We start from the raw sequence: 19,145 nt of genomic DNA, 5'->3' as shown, positions 1-19,145 counted from the left end.
GATTTGGACATCCACTCGAGCCTGCCCAAACTTAACCCAACTTACCTCTAGGTATTCTTTTATCAACTCAGTAGGAAACAATAATGGCGGCTTTTGGTAGCGTGTTTATGCCGAAAATGGCATTAGCAACATTCGAAGATAACAAATGGTCTGACACTCAGATCGTTGCATCAGACAGCATCTCTCTTCACCCAGGTGCGCACGTCTTGCATTACTCAAGCACTTGTTTTGAAGGCTTGAAAGCATTCCGTCACGAAGACGGCAGCGTGCATGTCTTCCGAATGGACCAAAACGTCAACCGCTTCGCCCAAAGCAGTGAGCTATTGTCTCTTCCAAAAGTCGACAAAGACCAAGTGTCTAATATGATCGTCGACATCGTAAAAGAATACGCTGCGGACGTACCTACGCCTCCAGGTTCTATGTACATTCGTCCGACTCATATCGGTACCGAAGCTGCTGTGGGTAAAGCCGCAGCGCCATCCGATTCGTCTATGGTTTACATCCTTCTATCTCCTGTGGGTGACTACTTCGCAGGCGGCGCGCGTGCATTGCGTCTTCTGCTAGATGAAACAGGACAACGCTGTGCACCGCACATGGGAATGATCAAAAGCGGCGGTAACTACGCCAGCGCGTTGGCTCCAACCCTAGAAGCGAAAGAAAAATTCCAAGCAGACCAAGTTTTGTTCTGCCCTAACGGCTACATCACCGAAACCGGTGCCGCAAACTTCCTGTTAGTAGATGGCAACGAAATCATCACTAAGGCATTGGATTCTAGCTTCCTACACGGTGTGACCCGCTCCAGTATCCTACAAATCGCGAAAGACCTAGGTATGACGGTGTCTGAGCGTGAAGTGTCTGTAGAAGAGCTACTAGAACGCGCTGCTAAACCAGGTGTCGAAGCCATGCTGTCTGGTACAGCTGCGGTACTAACGTCTGTTGGCACCTTCATTCATAACGGTAAAGACGTGAAAGTAGGCAATGGTGAAATTGGTCCAATGGCACAAAAACTTCGCCAAGCCCTAAACGACATCCAATGGGGTAAAGCACCTGATACACACGGTTGGTTGACTCGTATCGCCTAAGGCTGAATCGGTCAATCACCACGAAAAAGCCCCGCTCAGAGCGGGGCTTTTTTATAGCTAATGGCTAATATCAAATATCCAAGCCGAGCTTATTTACTGGACTTGAAATGCGTCACCATGGCTTGTAGCTCACTGGACAATTCATTCAATGCGGCCGCAGTGTGAGACACTTGAGAAGACAAGTCATTGGATTCGCTAGAACCGTTATGGATCACCAACACATTGTTGTTGATCTCCTCTGCCACCAAATGTTGCTCTTCCGCAGAGGCGCTGATTTGAATCATCATGTCTTTGATGGTTTGCACCGATTCAAGAATCTGCTCAAACACCACATAGGTCTGGGACGCTAAATCCACAGAACTGTGTGCCACGCTGACACTGTTAGACATCTTACCGGCCACCAATTGGGTTTGCTGTTGCAAACGGGTCAGCAGTTTATCGATTTCATCCGTCGATTCCGCCGTACGGCCTGCCAAGGTACGAACTTCATCAGCTACCACGGCAAAGCCTCGACCTTGTTCCCCTGCTCGTGCTGCCTCAATGGCTGCGTTCAAGGCTAGCAAGTTCGTTTGCTCAGCAATGGCTTTAATGGTGTCTAGAATCCCCACAATGTTGTCAGACTCTTGGGACAAGGTGGTCATGGACTCATTGGAGCTGTTTAACTCAGTTTCTAGATTTTTCAACGAGTCCATCGTCTGCTGAATCAGCTTGTTACCCGATTGAACGTGTTTTTCACTGTCCTCTGCCGACGCGGCCGCGGACGTACAATTAGAGGCTACTTCATTGGCGGTCGCCACCATTTCATTGAAAGCGGCAGACAAATGATCCACTGAACTGGCTTGTTTTGCTACGATATTGCTGAGGTTTGAAGACAGACTTTCCGACTCGTTGGCCACCTTGCTGATCTGTCCACAAGACTGCTTAGTATGACCGACAATATCATCAATGGAGGCCACAAATCGGTTGAAGGCTTCCGCCATCTGGCCGGATTCGTCTTTGCTGTTCGCCTCAAGGCGCTGGGTCAAATCACCGTCACCTTGGCTAATCGCCGTCAATCGATCGGCCATATCTCGTACCGGGCGCAGCACCACACCCGCTAATATGGAGCCTATCAAAACGAAGATAGCCACCATGATGACACCAACAATGACGGTCATCATGATCAGGTTATTTGCTTGAGCATACACCACACTGCTTGGAATCAGGCCAATAAACTTCCATCCCAGTTCTGGTGACGTGTACACCTTAGCGAACCACTCTTCACCGTTGTACATCATGGTTTGAATGGCACTGTCACTTCCCAAAGACGCGTAAGGACGGGATGCGTCACTGATGTTTTTAAAGTTATTCTCAGGATCCATTGGGTCTGCCAAGATGGTATTGGTGTCCTCCACCATGACCACATAGCCTTCGCCACCAAACTTCACATCCGCAAGTAGCTCCGTCAATTTCTGCAAGGTCACATCGACACCTACGACCCCATAGAGACCGTTTTTGCCTTCAAAACGTTGCAGGTAGTCCACCAGTGGCGCCCCTGTGAAGGTGTCTCGGTAAGCCGGAATACGTACTGGGGTTTTGGCATTAATCGACTGCTTATACCAACCTTTTTCTGATGGGGTGTAATTGTCTGCACTCTTGCCAAGTGGGTACTGCAAGTAACCTTCGTCATTGGTGCCTAACCAAATGTAGGCAAGGTCAGGATGGGTTTTGCCAAAGTCATCAAATAATGAGAACGCCGCCTGCTCTTGGGGGGAATTCGACTCAGGGGTCATCTGTTTGGCTTTTTGTTTGGCGTAGCTTTCAATGCTGCCAGGGGTCAGTTGTTTGAGCACATCAGAGCGAGCAAAAAAGGCCGCATCTTCGGCTAATCCATTCAAATACATGGAAAACAATGCATCCACATGGCCCACTTCAGATTCCGCCTGCTGAGCAAACTTATTCACCGCATCAGAACGCACAGAGCTCACAAATAGAATAGAGATAATCAGCACAGGGAGAATCACCCCAGCCGCAACAAGAGCGATTATTTTCGCACGTACCGTCATATGAAAACCTCGTTAGTTACACAGCTTGTTTTCAACACTCGACAACATTATTCAACTTGGCTGCACGCCACCTACGGTTGAAACATCATGAAAACATTCCATGTAAACCTAAGTTGGTTTGTGTATTGCAGAGAAACCTTGTGAGCCACCCGGCTAGGTTATGCTTACCTGCTTGATGTGCCGACAAAATTTCTTATAAGTTACATTTATCACAAACTAAAAAAAGCAACAAAGAAAATCGACGATCGAATTAAATAATCGTCGATTAGCCTTCCACCTATAACAAGATTAGTCTGGTGCGACACCAGAAATGAAAATTTGCACCTGCTGGTGACTGGAGCCCCAAATGTGGGATTTGATGTCATGCAAAAACTTGTCTGCTTCTTTGAGGGTGACAATGCCGGCCATCAGCTCAACGCCTATGCCTTCTTGAGTAAAAATGAATCGCCAAGTGTGGCCATCCACCAGCACTTCGCCTTCGCCGTTTTGATAAGAAACCTGTGTGAAAGGGTAATCAGGAGGGACAAAACACGCCAGTTCTTGACCTGATGCGCCGTAATTTAAATCTGGAACATAACCTTGTCGATCGACCAGTCCGAACTTCATAACAAGTACTCCGTTTTTATTGTTTATTTGAGCATAGCCGGAAGCCGAAAATTTGCCGCGATTTTTTACTCTCCTTTGAGTGCTTCATAAAACATCTTTTGGGGTGACCACCATGAATTAAGGAGGGCTTTATATGCTTTTTTTACTCATTATGTGCACTCTTAGAATCTCCCGTTAATTTTCTATCAGCATTCCCACTCTAATCTGGCTGGCTACTGTGCCTTGACAGCTCTCCTCGAATATCTCGGCTTACTATAAAAATAGCATTTTCACAGAGACCAGATTTATGCATCAAAACGAATCAAAACCGTTTGTGTATGCCAACATGCGTTTGGCATTTATCCTTTTGATCACCTGCTTTGCCGCTTGGGGTGTAGCAGCCAACATGACCGACCCCTTGGTTAAAGTCTTCAGCAAGATCTTTACCATGACGAATTTGCAATCTGCCCTAGTGCAATTTGCCTATTATGGCGCTTACTTCTGTTTGGCTCTGCCTGCCGCTTTCATCAATGTTCGATTTTCCTATAAGACAGGCGTACTGACAGGGTTAGGCTTAGCCTGTCTAGGGGCTTTAGCGTTTTATCCTGCTAGCATTTCCATGAGCTATGGTTTCTTCTTAGCTGCGCTGTTTATTATGGCTGCGGGGATGTCGATCCTAGAAACCTCAGCAAACCCGTTTGTTATGGCCATGGGGCCCCGTCATAATGCCACCCGCCGCTTGAACTTGGCACAAGCCTTTAACCCTGTAGGCACCAATATCGGGGTCTTCTTGGCGGCCGTATTGATCCTACCGAATTTGAACACGGCCACCGCAGAGCAGCGTGCAGCCATGACTCAAGAGGCACTCAACGCAGTCCGTGCAGCTGAGCTGCAGGCAGTTATGACGCCCTATGTGGGCATGGCGCTGGTGTTGTTGGTAATCTGGTTGCTGATTGCCTTTGTCAAAGTTCCCCGTGCTGAAAACGCAGGTGTCAGTGATGAACAAGAGCAGCACGATGGCTTTCTCGCCACCCTTAAACGCCTCATTAAATTGCCACAATACCGTTGGGGCGTGGTGGCACAGTTTTTCAATGTGGCGGCGCAAACCTGTGTCTGGACCTACACAATTCAATACGTTCAAGAAGCCATTGGCGGCACCGAAGCCAGTGCTTCGGATTACTTACAGTACAGCCTGATCTTGTTTTTGATTTCGCGCTTTGTAATGACCTGGCTGATTGGTGTGTTCCGTCCCACTATTTTGCTGGCCACTCTGGGCTTCGCTGGCACCTTGTTGTGCGTATACGCTTCCCAAGTGTCTGATATCACTGGCGTGTGGGCGATTGTTGGTATCTCTGCTTGTTTGTCCTTAATGTTCCCTACCATTTACGGCATTGCCTTAAATGGCCTAGGTAAAGACACTAAGTTTGGCTCAGCAGGATTGGTCATGGCGATCCTTGGCGGCGCTATTATGCCTATGGTTCAAGGGGCTGTAATCGATACCCAGAGCGCTAGCCTATCTTATCTGGTTCCCGCTGCCTGCTTCTTAGTGGTTGCTGGCTATGGTGTGTTTGCGATTCGCAACATCCAAGACTAAGCCTTTGGCAAAGCGCTGCACCTAAGCAGCGCTTTGCACCTCATCTTTGACACCCTCTTTATCCTCTTGATGATTTACCAACATGGGCTGAAAATTCATCCCCATTTCCTACCAAGTCCGGCCAGAACGTTAAGAGTATCAGTGTGACCTTACAATCGTTACGCAGCTAATCAACTTTCCTAACCTGAGTTTTGCTTTACCTTATAAGGACTTAATTAACGTTACGAATGACGGGGAGGGCCTTATGACAAATCAAGCCAACAACATTTCACTGAATGTCCAGCGCCACCAAGATACCTTGGTTCTCAACATGAAGCCGTCGGGTCACCCTAGCCGCCAAGATTTTAAAAAGCTTTCCCAGATGATGGACACAGCGGTGTACGCCATTCCATCGGCTAACATCGCTTTATTGGTAGATCTGAGTGAATTAAAAAGTGTCAGCGCCAGAAGCGCTTGGAATGAGCTCTTGCACGGTTTGAGAATTGGCTCCGAATTCAACCGCATTGCCATTGTGGGCCACAACCACTGGCACAACTTTTTGATCCGCGCGACCAGTTGGCTGATCTCCTCAAACCTAAAGGTTTTCCAGCAAAAAGACCAAGCTGCCGATTGGGTATTGGCGGCTTAGTCATGCCTTGTTGGGATTAGCGTCGGCGGGGCTTGCCGCTTCTCGGTTTGCCGCCACCACTTTGGCCAAGGGCCTTCGCCCGTAGGGCTTTTTTAGAAGGTTTACGTTTAGAACTGCTAGCGTCTTCTTGCGCCATGGGATTCGGCTCAAACCCTTCCATCCACTGAGGCACAAAATGCTCCCCAGTCAGTTTTTCGATGTCCGCCAGTAGATACTTCTCTTTATGGGATACGAGGGACACGGCTAAGCCCTCTTTACCCGCTCGTCCCGTTCGACCGATACGGTGAATGTAGTCTTCCGCGTTGTAGGGCAACTCATAGTTAATCACGTATTGCAGCTGTTGAATGTCCAACCCCCGAGCCGCCACGTCAGTGGCAACCAAGGCCCGCACCTGTCCAGTTTTGAACTCTTCCAACCCCCTATCACGGGCACCTTGGGATTTATCCCCGTGAACGGCTGCGGCGCTAATACCGTCTTTTGCTAACTCTTTCGCCAGCTCATCAACCGCTTGCTTGGTACGAGTAAAGATCAGTACTTGCTGCCAGTTTTTAGAACCAATTAAATAGGCCACCAAGCCCGCTTTGCGCTTGTTATCAACCTCGTAGATACGCTGCTCTACCTTAGCGGCAGTGGCGTTGCGCTCCGCAACTTCGATCAGCTTAGGCTGGTTTAACAGAGTTTTGCTGAGGGCAAACACCTCATCGTTAAAAGTGGCCGAAAAGAATAGGGTTTGGCGTGTGTCAGGTAAGCGCTTCAGGATACGTTCAATGTCGATAATGAACCCCATATCCAGCATGCGATCCGCTTCATCCAGTACCAAGGTCTCAACCGTGGTGAGATCAATCAGCTCTTTCATAGCCAGTTCTAATAGACGACCTGGGGTTGCTACCAGCACATCACAGCCAGCATTCAGAGCTTCGATTTGCGGATTAATACTGGCACCGCCGTAAGCCACGACGGCATTCAACTGAAGCCCTTGGCTGTAGGAGACAAAGCTTTGGTGGACCTGCTGTGCAAGTTCTCGCGTCGGAGTAAGCACTAACACACGAATGCTTTTCTCTATGTCAGCACGAGTCAGATGTCGCTGAATCAAAGGCAAAGCAAAGGCTGCCGTTTTACCTGTGCCCGTTTGCGCCCCCGCCATCACATCGTGCCCAGCCAACACATCTGGGATCGCCGCCTGCTGAATCGGCGTAGGATTTTGGTAGCCAAGACGGTCCAAAATAGACAGCAAATCAGCGTGCAAACCAAGGGTAGAAAAACTCATAAACAAGCACCGTAAGAGCAATAAACTAAGACGGTGCTAGTGTATCATTTCACAGTTTTTCTGCTTGGTTTAATAAGGTTTTGTACGCCACGTTCTCATATTTGGCGAAGCTTGGCTGCTGTCGGGCTTTGAGTTTGGTGAACACAGGTTGCGTTAAACCCGCCATGAATCGAGCTAACAATACTGGCGTCACTTGCTCTGATGGCAGCTTTTGCAATAACCAGAGTTTGGCTCCTTGCAGGTCAGTGTTGAGATCATCAAGAGAGGTGTCGTCTTCCTGTTGTTTCAAGGTCAGCACTTCCCCTCGGCAGACAGAACAGTGACCACACTGCTCTGGGGCCTGTTGATCACCGAAGTAGCGAGCTAAGTTATGATTTAAGCAACGACCCAGTTCGAAGAAGCGAATCATGGTCGCGATACGTTCGATTTCTGACGTTTCTTTTTGGGTGACATAGGCTTGCAGTTCTTCAGCCAACACTGGCGTCAGTTTTTCAACCTGTACTCCGTACACTTCTGTAAGGCCTTTGGTTTCTAGGGCAATCAGATCTCGATCCGCCAAATGCTCTAGTAAACTTAAGGCCATGCCTCGCTCGATACCTTGCTGGTGCAAGCGCTCGAAGTCCGGCACGCCCCATACTTTTTTAAAGTGGGTTTGTTGTGCCACCTTTTGGAGTGTTGTGTGATGCTCTGCTGATAAAGACTGAGCAATCTGTTCAAGGCTTTGATTCCATTTGAGTTTTACATCGCTGTAGTAGCTGTAGCGCGGCACAATGGCCCCCGCCAACTCCAGTTGTACCAGCAGCGTCTTTAAGGGCAGGGCCCGAATATTCGTGAGCTGGGATAAGCCATAGGCTTGGGTTTCCCATTCCCCATGGACAGTGTTGTCAGCCATTTCTTGCAGCAAGGTTTGAATGGCATGGGGCTCGGGGGTATCTCCATAGACAAAGTTCTCCAGAACATGAAGCCCCTCTAGGCTCGCCAACATCACACAGCGACTTGGCAAACCATCTCGTCCCGCCCGACCAATCTCTTGGCTGTAGTTTTCGATGGATTTCGGTAGGTCATAATGGACCACAAAGCGAATGTCCGATTTGTCGATGCCCATCCCAAACGCAATGGTCGCTACTATGATGCGGGTCTGCCCAGCCATAAAATCGTTTTGAATGGCGGCGCGAACCTCGTTGCCAAGCCCCGCGTGGTAGGACACTGCAGAATAACCGCTCTGCTGAAGACTGGCTGCCAAGTCGTCAGCGGTCTTTTGTTGCGTCACATACACTATGCCCGCCCCTTGTGTGTCATTCAGTACTTGGCGCAGCAAAGCCTGTTTGTCTTGGCCTTGGGCAGTGATGAGGTCAATGTCCAAATTCTGACGATAAAAACCCGTCTGCACTATGTTCTCTGGGGCGATTTGAAACTTCAACGCCATGTCTTTTTGCACCCGACGGGTGGCAGTGGCGGTGAGCAATAGCACCAATGGGATTTGTAGCTCTTGTTGGTACTGGGGCAGTTTCAAATAATCGGGGCGGAAATTATGCCCCCACTCAGAAATACAGTGGGCTTCGTCCACCACCAACATGGAAATAGGCACCCCTTGAATAAAACGACGAAAGCGTTCGTTTTTAAAACGCTCAACAGAGATCATTAGGATTTTGATCTCGCCATTACGCACTTGCTGCATCACCTGCTGACTTTCTTCTTTGCTTTGCGTGGAGTCCAAGCTGGCACTGGCGATTCCCTTACTTTGTAAAAACGCCAGCTGATCATGCATCAGGGCAATCAGGGGGGATATCACCAAGGTTAAGTGAGCTAATTGAGTAGCAGTCAATTGATAACACAAGGATTTGCCAGAGCCCGTGGGAAACACCGCCAAGGAGGACTGCCCCTGCAACAGTTGCTCAATGGTGTGTTGCTGGCCTTCGCGAAACTGGTCAAAACCAAAGTAGTCGTAAAGCGTACGCTGCAAAGTTGTCATGTATATCCTTGTGGTCAATCGATAGCTCCCCTATTCTCTCGGTTCTAACACCAATGGGCAAAGCATTGCGCAATTTCATCCAATCTTTCTTTACTTTACTGGGTTAGAGTTTAATCCTTACTCAAGGGTTCTATTTGCACTGAGGTGATCATGCCGAAAGACAATCAGTTTCAATTTGCCACCAGCCAAGCCGTTGACGGTGTAATGTTGCTGAGCGCATCTATGACTGACTTTTCTTACGGCCGCCATGCCCACGAAGAGTTCTCCTTTGGTGTCACCTTAGCAGGCCGCCAAGATTTCTTTACCCAAGGGGAGCAGCGCCACAGCTATCCGGGGAACGTACTGGTGTTTAACCCAGACGATGCCCACGATGGGGAGTCCGGCAGTGACGACACCTTGCGCTACCAAATGCTCTATGTGCACCCAAACCAATTAGCACCGTTTTTAGACGCAGTCGGTGTTAGACAAGCAGAGCAGTTCCGCATTGGGACACCTGTACTAGAAGACCCTTTGCTACGCCATCAGATTCTGCAATTGGCAAACTTGGTGAAGGATGAGGACACCAGCACCTTTGCCTACACGTCTGCCATGTTTGAATTTGCAGAGCAGCTGGCCCGCTTTGACGGAATCGCTCCTTTAACCCCCAATAAGCAACGGGACATCCTCTTGCTGCGGGCACGGGACTATCTTTATGACAACCTAGACAAAGAGATCTCTCTGGACGATCTCAGTCAGGCGGTTCACATGTCTAAGTTTCACCTGCTGCGTCATTTTAAACAGCACTTTGGCATGACTCCGTATCAGTTTTGGCTCAATGGTCGTATCAATAAAGCACGACAAGCCTTGCTGTCAGGCAAGTCTGTACAGGACGTTGCCATGTCGTTTGGCTTTAATGACGTGAGCCACTTCAACCGTCGCTTTAAGCCGATCTTTGGCACCACGCCGCGCCAATATCAGCGCTTTCTAGCGCAACGATAACCTTACCTAACGAATCCAACCGACTCTGCCCACGAGGCTCAAGAGGGACACCCTATGCTCGAAATTCTGTTGTTCTCATTATCTATCATGTATACCCCAGGCCCAGTAAACCTGCTGACTCTGCTCGCGGGTGTCAAAGGTGAAGGCTGGCGGACTTTGCAATTTTGTCTGGGGGTTGGGGTCGCCATGTGCCTGCTGTTTTTGTTGATCGGCTATTTAGGGGAAGCCATCGTTTCACCCCATTTGCAGCGAGTGGTCGGTTTGCTCGGCGGGCTGTATTTGTTGTATCTGGCGGTTAAGATCTTACGCTCCCGACCAAGCCCTAAAGTCAATCAGGAAGAGGGCTCCAAGTTGACCTTCCTCAGTGGCTTAATCATGCAATTAAGTAACCCTAAGGCGCTGATCGTGATCTTACCCGTTGTTACCATACAGTTTCCTAATGCCCATATCGTGGGGCCGAGTATCGCTCTCTGGTCTATTTTGCTGAGCTCTCTGGCGGCAGGGGCTCCGACCACCTATTGGTTACTCGGATCTCGCTTTAAGACAGCGGCTCTATCAGGCAACCGTATTCTCTGGATCAACCGATTAATGGGGGTCATGCTGGGGTACATCGCCCTGCAGTTCATTTTTGATAGTGTGGTGATGTGATCTTCCATACAACCCACCATGCAGATTGCCATACAGATGCATAGATCCTTTTCTGTATGGCAAAAAACCATAGCAAGTGTCCCTAAACGAGCTAGGAAAACCCCGTTACATTATCCATTCTGACACCACCCACTGAGGGGCCCCCTATGTTTTTAGACAGCTCGTTTTACCTCGCCGTGGCGACCTTTGCTTTCATCACATCGGTCACCCCCGGCCCCAACAACATGATGCTCTTAGCGTCCGGTGCACACTTTGGTTTCGTCCGTACCATCCCGCATATTTTAGGTATTGTATTGGGTATGGCGTGTTTGTTGACCTCAGTATTGGCGGGGCTTGGCACTATTTTTATCCTCTGGCCTCCGGCGCACGACATTTTAAAAGTCGTCGGTAGCGTGTATTTACTGTGGCTCGCTTGGAAGCTTGGCAGTGCTCCGACAGATGAAATCAGCGCCAAGGACCCAAACCATCGCCCCATGCGTTGGTGGCAAGCCGTGTTATTCCAGTACGTGAATCCCAAAGCCTGGATGATGACCATCGGCTGTATCACATCTTTTTCCATCGCTGGTGACCTGTATGTGCAATCTGGGGTTTGGATCATTATTTTATTTGCCTTGATGGGCGGCCCAGCCATCTGTTTATGGGCATGGGGTGGCATGGCCATTCGCCGTTATTTGAACAACCCTAAACGACGCCGAGTTTTTAACCTTTTGATGGGCCTTGCCACGGCCAGTACGGTACTGCTCATCATCAAGTAACCCTCTCCCAGGGAATCCGTTACTCGAGTTCTCTGTTACAATGCCTCAATTGTTGAACGACTTTTGAGGCATTTTTTTGCACATGAACAGCCCAACCATTGAAGCCATTGACGCATGGACAACCCCTCTGTTTGTCGCCCAGTTGGCAGATCATGAGTTTTTAAAAGATGCCCTGCTGGCACATATTTACCAGTGCCAAGCTCAACAGGCGAGTGAGGTAGACAGCCAAGTGGCGGTACTCGCCAAGCACAAGCTGTTTGAAAGCCAGCTAGACTATCTCGACGCAGAAGTACCCGAAGTAATGGAGCTGCGTCGTATACTGGAAGAAATCGTAGTAGACGTGGCCGGAGAAGTGAATCACGCCCATTGGCCAGAAGATGTCACCGCCTACGCCCATGCGATTGAATCTTGGTATCACATTACCCAAAACGGCGGCTACCATGACGCCCATTCCCATCCTAACTGCTCATGGTGTGGCATCTATTACCTAGAACCGGGAGACGCCACGTTAGATCAGCGCAATGGTATCAACCGGTTTTACGATCCAAGAGTGAATGCGGAACACTACGCCGACCCTGGCACCGCCTATTTAGGCAATCAAGGCTTTTGGGACTTTGCCCCTACAGAAGGCCAAGTGGTGATTTTCCCTTCTTATCTGAAACATTCTGCGTTGCCCTACTTTGGACAAAAGGATCGCGTGGTGGTGGCGTTTAATTGCGTAATCGAATTAGATTAGTCCACTCTCTTTTTTGAACAATGTCATAGATCTGTCAAAAGGGCAGACCTATGACGTTCAAACATTTTCGCTACCCGCCAGTTACAAAATAACACCCCTATTACAGCTCTTAACATAGCGCAACAAGAGTTAATCAAACTCACCCTGACAATTACGGCATCTTGTCTTTAACTAGTTGGCAATTAAAACATTAGTTTTTACTAAAGCATCTAGGCTGCTTCTGCATACAACAGGACATGTGAACATGAGTCACCAATTAGAAGACATTCTCAATCCCGAAGTACACTCAATTCTATCTGAAAAATCTGTCATTCAACGTTTTGTCAGCATGATGAAAGCAAACTTGGGAGTTGCCACTTTCACAGGAGAAGGACTACTCATAGAAGCAGACGACGCTTTTGCACGCTTCTTAGGAAAAAAACCACAAGAGCTAAAAGACCAACCTCTATTTTTCGATGATGTTATGGTCTGTGTGAAAGGGAATCACTTTGAAGATTTAAAAGAATCTCTTACATGTGACACTTTTATAAGCTTTGCAGAAGGGGCTGATTTGTTGTCATTCAAAGGACAACTCGTCACCTGTGATAACGATCAGTTCGCTCTGATTGGTCAGTTTTCAGAGTTCGGGCTGCGCTCTATGTACGAAGCCGAAAATGCTGTGAAAAGTATGCTCGATAACATACCAATGATTAAGTTTTCCCCCGATGGCTCCATTATCGATGCCAATAACTTGTTTCTTAGCAGCGTTGGCTACTCTCGAAAAGAAGTACAAGGCGCACATCACCGTATGTTCGTGGATGAAGAAACTGCAGCATCACGAGAGTACGCAGAGTTTTGGAAGCAGCGATCTCTAGGCATGAGCTACTCAGGAACCTTCCCTAGAATAAATGCCAACGGCGAACGTTTGTGGCTATTTGGCATGTACCTACCTGTCCATGGACCACATGGAGAAGTGACCAAAGTCATCAAGATCTGTTTCGATATCACTCAGCAAAAAGAAATAGAGATCGATCGTGAAGAAAAGCTCAACGCCATCAACAATACCCAAGCCGTAGTAGAGTTCACACCAGATGGTCGTATTCTAAAAGCCAACGACAACTTTTTAACTACAATGAAGTACGAACAAAGTCAGGTGATCGGTCAATATCATTCTATGTTCGTCTCTCGTGAAGAAGCCATCTCAGACAGTTACATTTCATTCTGGAAGGAACTCGCTCGTGGGCACGCTAAAGAAGGTCAATTCAAGCGTTACAACAGCGAAGGGCAAACCGTTTTCATTCAAGGTACTTACACCCCTATCCGTAACGTAAATGGCAAAGTCTACAAGGTTGTAAAATTCTGTTCTGATATTACGGCGAATGAACGCCTTAAAGCACGTGCAGACACACTTTATAGCGCTATTAACTCTAATAATTGCGTTTGGGAGCTAGACCTCGATCATCAAATTATCCGTGCTAATAGAAAGTTTGCCGAGACCCTAGGCTATCCCGTGGCAGAACTTGAAGCGATGGAAGAAACATCACTGATGGCATCAGCCACTGTTGAGAGTAATCGTTATCAAGAAGATTGGCGCAACCTTAAATTAGGCAAAGTCATCAACCGTGAGATCCGCCGACTCGACAAGCAAGGTAATGAAGTGTGGTTCAAGGCCACTTTCCAACCATTACCTGATAGTAATGGTCATGTCGAAAGTGTCTTAGTTCTAGGTCAAGATGTTTCACATGAGAAGCAGCTCTTCTTAGAAATCGAAGGCAAAATGAATGCCATCGAGCGCTCAGATGCCGTCATTGAATTCACGCCTGATGGCCACGTTATTCGTGCAAACGACAACTTCCTAAACACGCTGCAATATGAGCTCAGCGAAATCAAAGATCAACATCATAGGATGTTTGTGCCAAAAGATATCGCTGAGAGCCAAGAGTACACCAATTTCTGGCGTGAGCTTGGTCGGGGAGAATATTACAGCGGTGAATTCAAACGTATCACTAAAACCGGCCAAGAGATTTGGATTCACGGCACCTACAATCCAGTCTTCGACCTGAATGGCAAAATCAAAAAAGTCGTTAAATTCGCCAAAGACATAACGCGCCATAAATTGATTTCGGCGGAGTACGAGGCCAAGGTTGAGTCAATCGATAAGAGCTTAGCGACCATTGAGTTTGACCTAGAAGGCAATGTCCTAACAGCGAATTATAACTTCCTTAGCGCGATGGGCTATACGTTGAAAGAAATCCAAGGCCACCATCACTCCATTTTCTGCAGTGGAGAATATGTTCGCTCGGACGAATACCGTTCATTCTGGCTCAATTTGAGTGAAGGCAAGCCTATCAGTGGCCGCTTCCATCGCCTTGGCAAGTTTAATCGCGATGTCTGGATTCAGGCCTCTTACAACCCTATTTATGATCTGAATGGTAATGTCAGTAAGATCATCAAAATTGCATACGACATCACTCAAGAGATGGCGCTGCAAAACCTCATCATTGATGAGACGAAGAACATGAGTGATAACGTTACCAATGTTTTCAACACCCTAGAGTCGTCAGCAAAACAGTTAAGCGAAGCCGCAATTGCATCACAAAATACGCAGAACAGCGCTGAACATGGTGAAAAATTGATTAATGAGATTGGGGAATCTTGGTCCTCAGTAAAAGGAGCGTATGAAAACATCTCTGAGATCGTGACCCATATTCGAGAAATTTCCAGTCAGACCAATCTGTTAGCCTTTAATGCCGCTGTTGAAGCCTCTAGAGCAGGCGTTCATGGCGTCGGCTTTTCTGTCGTAGCAAGTGAGGTACGACGTTTAGCAGAAGAATCTTCACAAGCAGCGGAGCAAATTTACAGCCTTGTGAAGGAGATTAAATCAAGTATTCAGCAAGGCTCGAACATCAGTGAAGAAGCCAGCTCTGCATTCCAAACCATCGTCTGGAATGTAACCGAGACTCGCAACTTAATAAAAGCCTTTGAATCGTCACAGCAAATACAGCGAAATATTACCTCAGATGTCCACAGTACCTTGCAACAACTAGCTTCAGTGGTTTCTGACAATGGTTAACACTGCTGCCAGCAACACAATCGACAGAGTCGACACAGTGTTTGGTATTTTTGAATTTGCCAAACACTTGTTTAGTGTTCCAGCTGAAACAATTCGAGAGGTTTTGCCAGCTCATCACTTAACACCCATGTTAGGTGCAAACCCAGTGGTCGCTGGCACCATTCGGGTTAGAGAACAAAGCATTCCCGTTTTGCATACTCATATATTAACTGGATCGACTATTAGCGAGGATGAACAGACCACCAATGCGTTGCTGATCCTATCCCGGGGTGACTTATGTATTGGCTTAACGATCAGTGAAGTTATCTCTCTAACCGAACATAATGCAGCTCCTCCCAGTTATTTTACAAACTGTGATAACCAGCTGATTCATGGCACTCTGTTTGTACCAGAACTGAATAAAGACAGCGTGATCGTAAACACCGACTGGTTGTTCTCACGCAATGACTTACCAATGGCAACGGTAGCTGCCCCCGTATTGGATCATGGCAAGACAAATAACTCCCAAGTAAGTCTGACATCGTCATACTTTTTAATGAAAATGGGGGGAGCACCGATCACGATCGAATCCGATAAGGTCAATGCAACTATTCAAGTTAGGCAACTCTCACCCTCCAAAATCAATGCAGACATCATCTTAGGAGAAGTAGTTTATCTTGAGGAGTACGTGCCTGTAATTGACTTACAGTTATTATTGTTCGGTAAAAGTAGTCTAGATAAACCACGACAATCAGGCCCTGCTATCACCCTTAAAACCTCAGAAGAACATACCGTAGCTTTCTTGGTGGACGATATATTGAATATCGTGTCTATTCCAGATGAAACGTTTGTAGATCTGCCAGAGGAGGACTTCAAAGGAAAGCAATGGCTCAGTTCTATTGGTAAACCCAACTCAGCCACTCCAGATGAGTCTTTACTGCTCAATTTGGATGTAGACACATTGCGTACTCACCCTACGGTAATAGGGATTTCAAAGATGTGCCGTTCGACGCAAGCGAAAGACCATGAATTTGGCTCGAATATGTTTTCTGAAGAAATCACTTCGCAAAAGGAAACGCTATTAGTTTTTCGTCGAAAGACTACGTTTAGCATGCGTTTGACTGACATCGTCGAAATAAAAATGGCAAATATCCCTCTGATTCCAGTCCCCGATGAAAATGTATTAGGGGTCTTCCAACATGAAGGGGCATCATTACTGCTCTACGATATGGAGACTTTGTTCGGCCTTAACTTTGAGGATTTAGACGAAGATGAGCGTTATGAAGAAATCCCAATCAACCAACGAATTGTCATCATTCGCACCCCTGCAGGGAACCGCGCGATCTTAGTAGATGATTTGGTCGATATATGTGATGCAGTTCCGCTGGTCGGAGACGAAGCCCAGGATAATACTGAGCAACGTCACAACCGCCACTTAAGCTATTATTTGACTCGAAAAAATAACAGAAAAGTTTATTTAAGCTGTCTTAACCCTAGTTATTTGGAGACTGTAGAATCGATCAATACTGTGGTGCATAAATAGCGACTTACTTTGGGTAAAAAGACTCTCTCATGATAGCCTTTGGTTGCGTAGTCGAATTGGAGTAACTCTCATATGATGATGACGGAACGAGACGAACAGGCAAAAACCCAAGCACTCATCGCCTACTTGCTGATGGTCTTCGGTTTGTTCACAGGCATCTTTTGGGTAATTGGCGCCGTGTGGGCCATGGCTAAAGCAAGGGACGCGAAAGGCACTCTGTTTGAAGATCACTACCGCAACATGATCTCGATCTTTTGGTGGGGTATTGGCCTGAGCATCGTCGGCGTAGTCTTAGCCCTGTTTGTGATTGGCTACTTTATTTTATTGGGGGTTTGGATCTGGTCTGTGATCAAGTTATTTAAAGGCTTGGCTCGACTGACATCAAACCTACCTTACGAAAACTTCTAACCAGACACAAAAAAGCGCGCCAATCGGCGCGCTTTTTTAATCACTCTACTTTTAACTCTCTACTATTTGGCAACCATGCGTTTACTGCTTTGGATGGACTTCTTCCAAGCTTTTTTGCCATGCACTTTTTCCACCAAGATCTGCTCCATTTTCTCTAGAGACACACCTTTGGTCTCAGGCAAGAAGCGACCGACGAACCAGTATGCGCACATCATAATACCGGCGAATAACCACATAGGTGCCGCACCGTTGAAGTTTTCCACCAAGTAGGTGTTTTCGTTCAAGATTGGGAACAGCAAGCTGATCAAGAAGTTACTGACCCACAAGATCGTCACCGCAATGGACATACCAAGTGAACGCATTCGGTTCGGGAAGATCTCTGAAACGATGATCCAAGCCCCTAACGCCCAAGAGAAAGAGAAGAACACCATGAAAATCAGCATTCCTATCAATGTGAGGTAACCATATAAAGTAGCGCTTTCAGGTCCCACTTGACCACTTTCGTACAAGAAGTAGGAGGTAATCAACAGACCTAGAATACAACCAAGGGAGCCAATTCGAAGCAGTGGAACACGTCCGACGCGGTCCATCATAAAGGAACCAATCGCTGTACCCACCAACTGAATAACACCAATCCAAATGGTCATGAACAATGCGGTTTCTGCATCCCCTGTGACACCTTCAAGCAAGACTGGCGCGAAATACATCATCACATTCACACCACTGGCTTGCTGGAACACAGCGATCATACAGGCGATCACAGCCACCAACCAAAAGCGGCTTTCCCGTAACAAATCACTGGCTCGAGACTGGTGCTGTTTGCATTCTTGTTGCTCTTCGATACTGCGCTCGATGGCCTCTAGCTCTTTGTCTGCATAGGCCTCACCACCGATCTTTTTCAAAATCTTGTGGGCACGCTTCTGGTTACCCTGCATCACCAACCAACGGGGAGACTCAGGGATCAAAAACACCACCATGCAGAACAAGGCACAAGGAATCACCTCAGAACCGATCATGATGCGCCAGCCAACCGTATCAATCCACTCGGTAGCGGCGCCTTTAGCGATCATAAAGTTACCGAAGAAAATCACCACCTGACCAAACACGATGGCAAAGTTCTGCATCCCCACGGCACGACCACGAATACTCTTTGGCGACACCTCACTCATGTACATAGGCGACACACTTGACGCGATACCCACTGCCAAACCACCAATCAAACGATATACGATGAAAGAGGAGAAGGTTGTCGCTACCGCAGCACCCACTGCGGAAATGGTAAACAGCACCGCAGAGAGGATAAGGGTTTTCTTACGCCCTAAGCGTCCCGCTAACCAACCGGATGTGAGGGCACCAACGATACAACCAATGGCCACATTTGAAACCGCCCAACCGGTTTCAAATGGGGTCAGCTCGAAGTATCGAGAAATAGGATTTACCGCACCGGAGATAACGGCCGTGTCGTAACCGAATAACAAACCACCTAACGCGGCAATACCGCAGATCAGTAGTAAGTAACGAATGTTGTAAGCTTTGATTTTTTGATTGTCCATAAGATCACTGTTTAGTTATTAAAAGAAGGTAGAAGATCAACGAGGGACTGATTTAAATGGGGGCTGGATCGAAAAGTAGCTCGTATAACAAGCCTGCAAAGGCGTACTTTTTTACGGGATGGTAAGGATTGTTAGCAGAAGGCAAAATGCAACTCCAAATGGCTAATGACACTTTAAGGCTATCACAACCTTTTGACATAAATGCCGCATTTGATCGATTTCCAATCAAAAACTATCATCATTAAATAATTAATATACGCTTAGATGACCAGACAAGCACATTTCTTACACATTAATTCACCCCTGCTATCCTTTCCATA

At 47.4% G+C, this 19,145-nt stretch carries 15 protein-coding genes; 10 read left to right on the top strand and 5 right to left on the bottom strand.

Annotated features, from left to right (window positions below):
- The first annotated feature begins 83 nt into the window (after window positions 1-83).
- A complete protein-coding gene (locus ACFQ45_RS07820; RefSeq protein ID WP_377366447.1) occupies window positions 84-1,082 on the top strand; it encodes a branched-chain amino acid aminotransferase in 999 nt (332 codons plus the stop codon).
- Between the two features lie 89 nt (window positions 1,083-1,171).
- Here the strand turns inward: ACFQ45_RS07820 and ACFQ45_RS07815 are convergent, their stop codons facing one another.
- Entirely contained in the window at window positions 1,172-3,127 is a 1,956-nt protein-coding gene (locus tag ACFQ45_RS07815) for a methyl-accepting chemotaxis protein (RefSeq protein ID WP_377366446.1), read from the bottom strand.
- A gap of 288 nt (window positions 3,128-3,415) precedes the next feature.
- Entirely contained in the window at window positions 3,416-3,733 is a 318-nt protein-coding gene (locus ACFQ45_RS07810; RefSeq protein ID WP_377366445.1) for a hypothetical protein, read from the bottom strand.
- A gap of 286 nt (window positions 3,734-4,019) precedes the next feature.
- Here ACFQ45_RS07810 and fucP point away from each other — a divergent pair, with 286 nt between their 5' ends.
- Both fucP and ACFQ45_RS07800 read left to right on the top strand, forming a co-directional pair.
- Entirely contained in the window at window positions 4,020-5,306 is a 1,287-nt protein-coding gene (gene fucP / locus ACFQ45_RS07805; protein ID WP_377366444.1) for an L-fucose:H+ symporter permease, read from the top strand.
- 244 nt (window positions 5,307-5,550) lie between these two features.
- The gene (locus ACFQ45_RS07800) at window positions 5,551-5,934 is read left to right on the top strand and encodes a SpoIIAA family protein (protein WP_377366443.1); all 384 of its coding nucleotides are present in this window, start codon (window positions 5,551-5,553) and stop codon (window positions 5,932-5,934) included.
- Between the two features lie 16 nt (window positions 5,935-5,950).
- On the opposite strand, the gene ACFQ45_RS07795 is transcribed toward ACFQ45_RS07800, so the two are convergent.
- Together ACFQ45_RS07795 and ACFQ45_RS07790 are read right to left on the bottom strand one after the other, a co-directional pair.
- Entirely contained in the window at window positions 5,951-7,201 is a 1,251-nt protein-coding gene (locus ACFQ45_RS07795; protein WP_377366442.1) for a DEAD/DEAH box helicase, read from the bottom strand.
- A gap of 49 nt (window positions 7,202-7,250) precedes the next feature.
- A complete protein-coding gene (locus ACFQ45_RS07790) occupies window positions 7,251-9,173 on the bottom strand; it encodes a RecQ family ATP-dependent DNA helicase (RefSeq protein ID WP_377366441.1) in 1,923 nt (640 codons plus the stop codon).
- 150 nt (window positions 9,174-9,323) lie between these two features.
- Here ACFQ45_RS07790 and ACFQ45_RS07785 point away from each other — a divergent pair, with 150 nt between their 5' ends.
- The 7 genes from ACFQ45_RS07785 to ACFQ45_RS07755 all read left to right on the top strand — a co-directional run bounded on the left by ACFQ45_RS07785 (window position 9,324) and on the right by ACFQ45_RS07755 (window position 17,272).
- Window positions 9,324-10,151 carry an AraC family transcriptional regulator gene (locus ACFQ45_RS07785; RefSeq protein WP_377366440.1) on the top strand — a complete coding sequence of 276 codons (828 nt, stop codon included), beginning with the start codon at window positions 9,324-9,326 and terminating at the stop codon, window positions 10,149-10,151.
- Window positions 10,152-10,205: 54 nt separating this feature from the next.
- Window positions 10,206-10,799 (top strand): LysE family translocator, encoded by a 594-nt coding sequence (locus ACFQ45_RS07780; protein WP_377366439.1) that lies wholly within the window; start codon window positions 10,206-10,208, stop codon window positions 10,797-10,799.
- 146 nt (window positions 10,800-10,945) lie between these two features.
- Complete coding sequence (locus ACFQ45_RS07775) at window positions 10,946-11,554, top strand: LysE family translocator (RefSeq protein WP_377366438.1); 609 nt, start codon at window positions 10,946-10,948, stop codon at window positions 11,552-11,554.
- Window positions 11,555-11,636: 82 nt separating this feature from the next.
- A complete protein-coding gene (locus tag ACFQ45_RS07770; RefSeq protein WP_377366437.1) occupies window positions 11,637-12,290 on the top strand; it encodes a TIGR02466 family protein in 654 nt (217 codons plus the stop codon).
- Window positions 12,291-12,534: 244 nt separating this feature from the next.
- On the top strand, window positions 12,535-15,342 hold the full coding sequence (locus ACFQ45_RS07765) for a PAS domain S-box protein (protein ID WP_377366436.1): 2,808 nt from the start codon (window positions 12,535-12,537) through the stop codon (window positions 15,340-15,342).
- Window positions 15,335-16,864: a chemotaxis protein CheW gene (locus ACFQ45_RS07760; RefSeq protein WP_377366435.1), complete on the top strand. Its 1,530-nt coding sequence runs from the start codon at window positions 15,335-15,337 to the stop codon at window positions 16,862-16,864. The genes ACFQ45_RS07765 and ACFQ45_RS07760 overlap by 8 nt, the downstream gene beginning before the upstream one ends.
- 72 nt (window positions 16,865-16,936) lie before the next feature.
- Complete coding sequence (locus ACFQ45_RS07755; RefSeq protein WP_377366434.1) at window positions 16,937-17,272, top strand: DUF4870 family protein; 336 nt, start codon at window positions 16,937-16,939, stop codon at window positions 17,270-17,272.
- Window positions 17,273-17,334: 62 nt separating this feature from the next.
- Here ACFQ45_RS07755 and ACFQ45_RS07750 read toward each other — a convergent pair whose 3' ends face one another.
- Window positions 17,335-18,825, bottom strand: coding sequence for a sugar porter family MFS transporter (locus tag ACFQ45_RS07750; RefSeq protein ID WP_377366433.1), 1,491 nt, complete (start codon window positions 18,823-18,825; stop codon window positions 17,335-17,337).
- Between the last annotated feature and the right edge of the window lie 320 nt (window positions 18,826-19,145).

The organism is Rhodanobacter aciditrophus, assembly GCF_042679525.1.
Classification (GTDB): domain Bacteria; phylum Pseudomonadota; class Gammaproteobacteria; order Pseudomonadales; family Marinomonadaceae; genus Marinomonas; species Marinomonas aciditrophus.
Note: the sequence above shows the minus strand (reverse complement) of the source record. Positions and strands in the feature narration are given on the sequence as shown.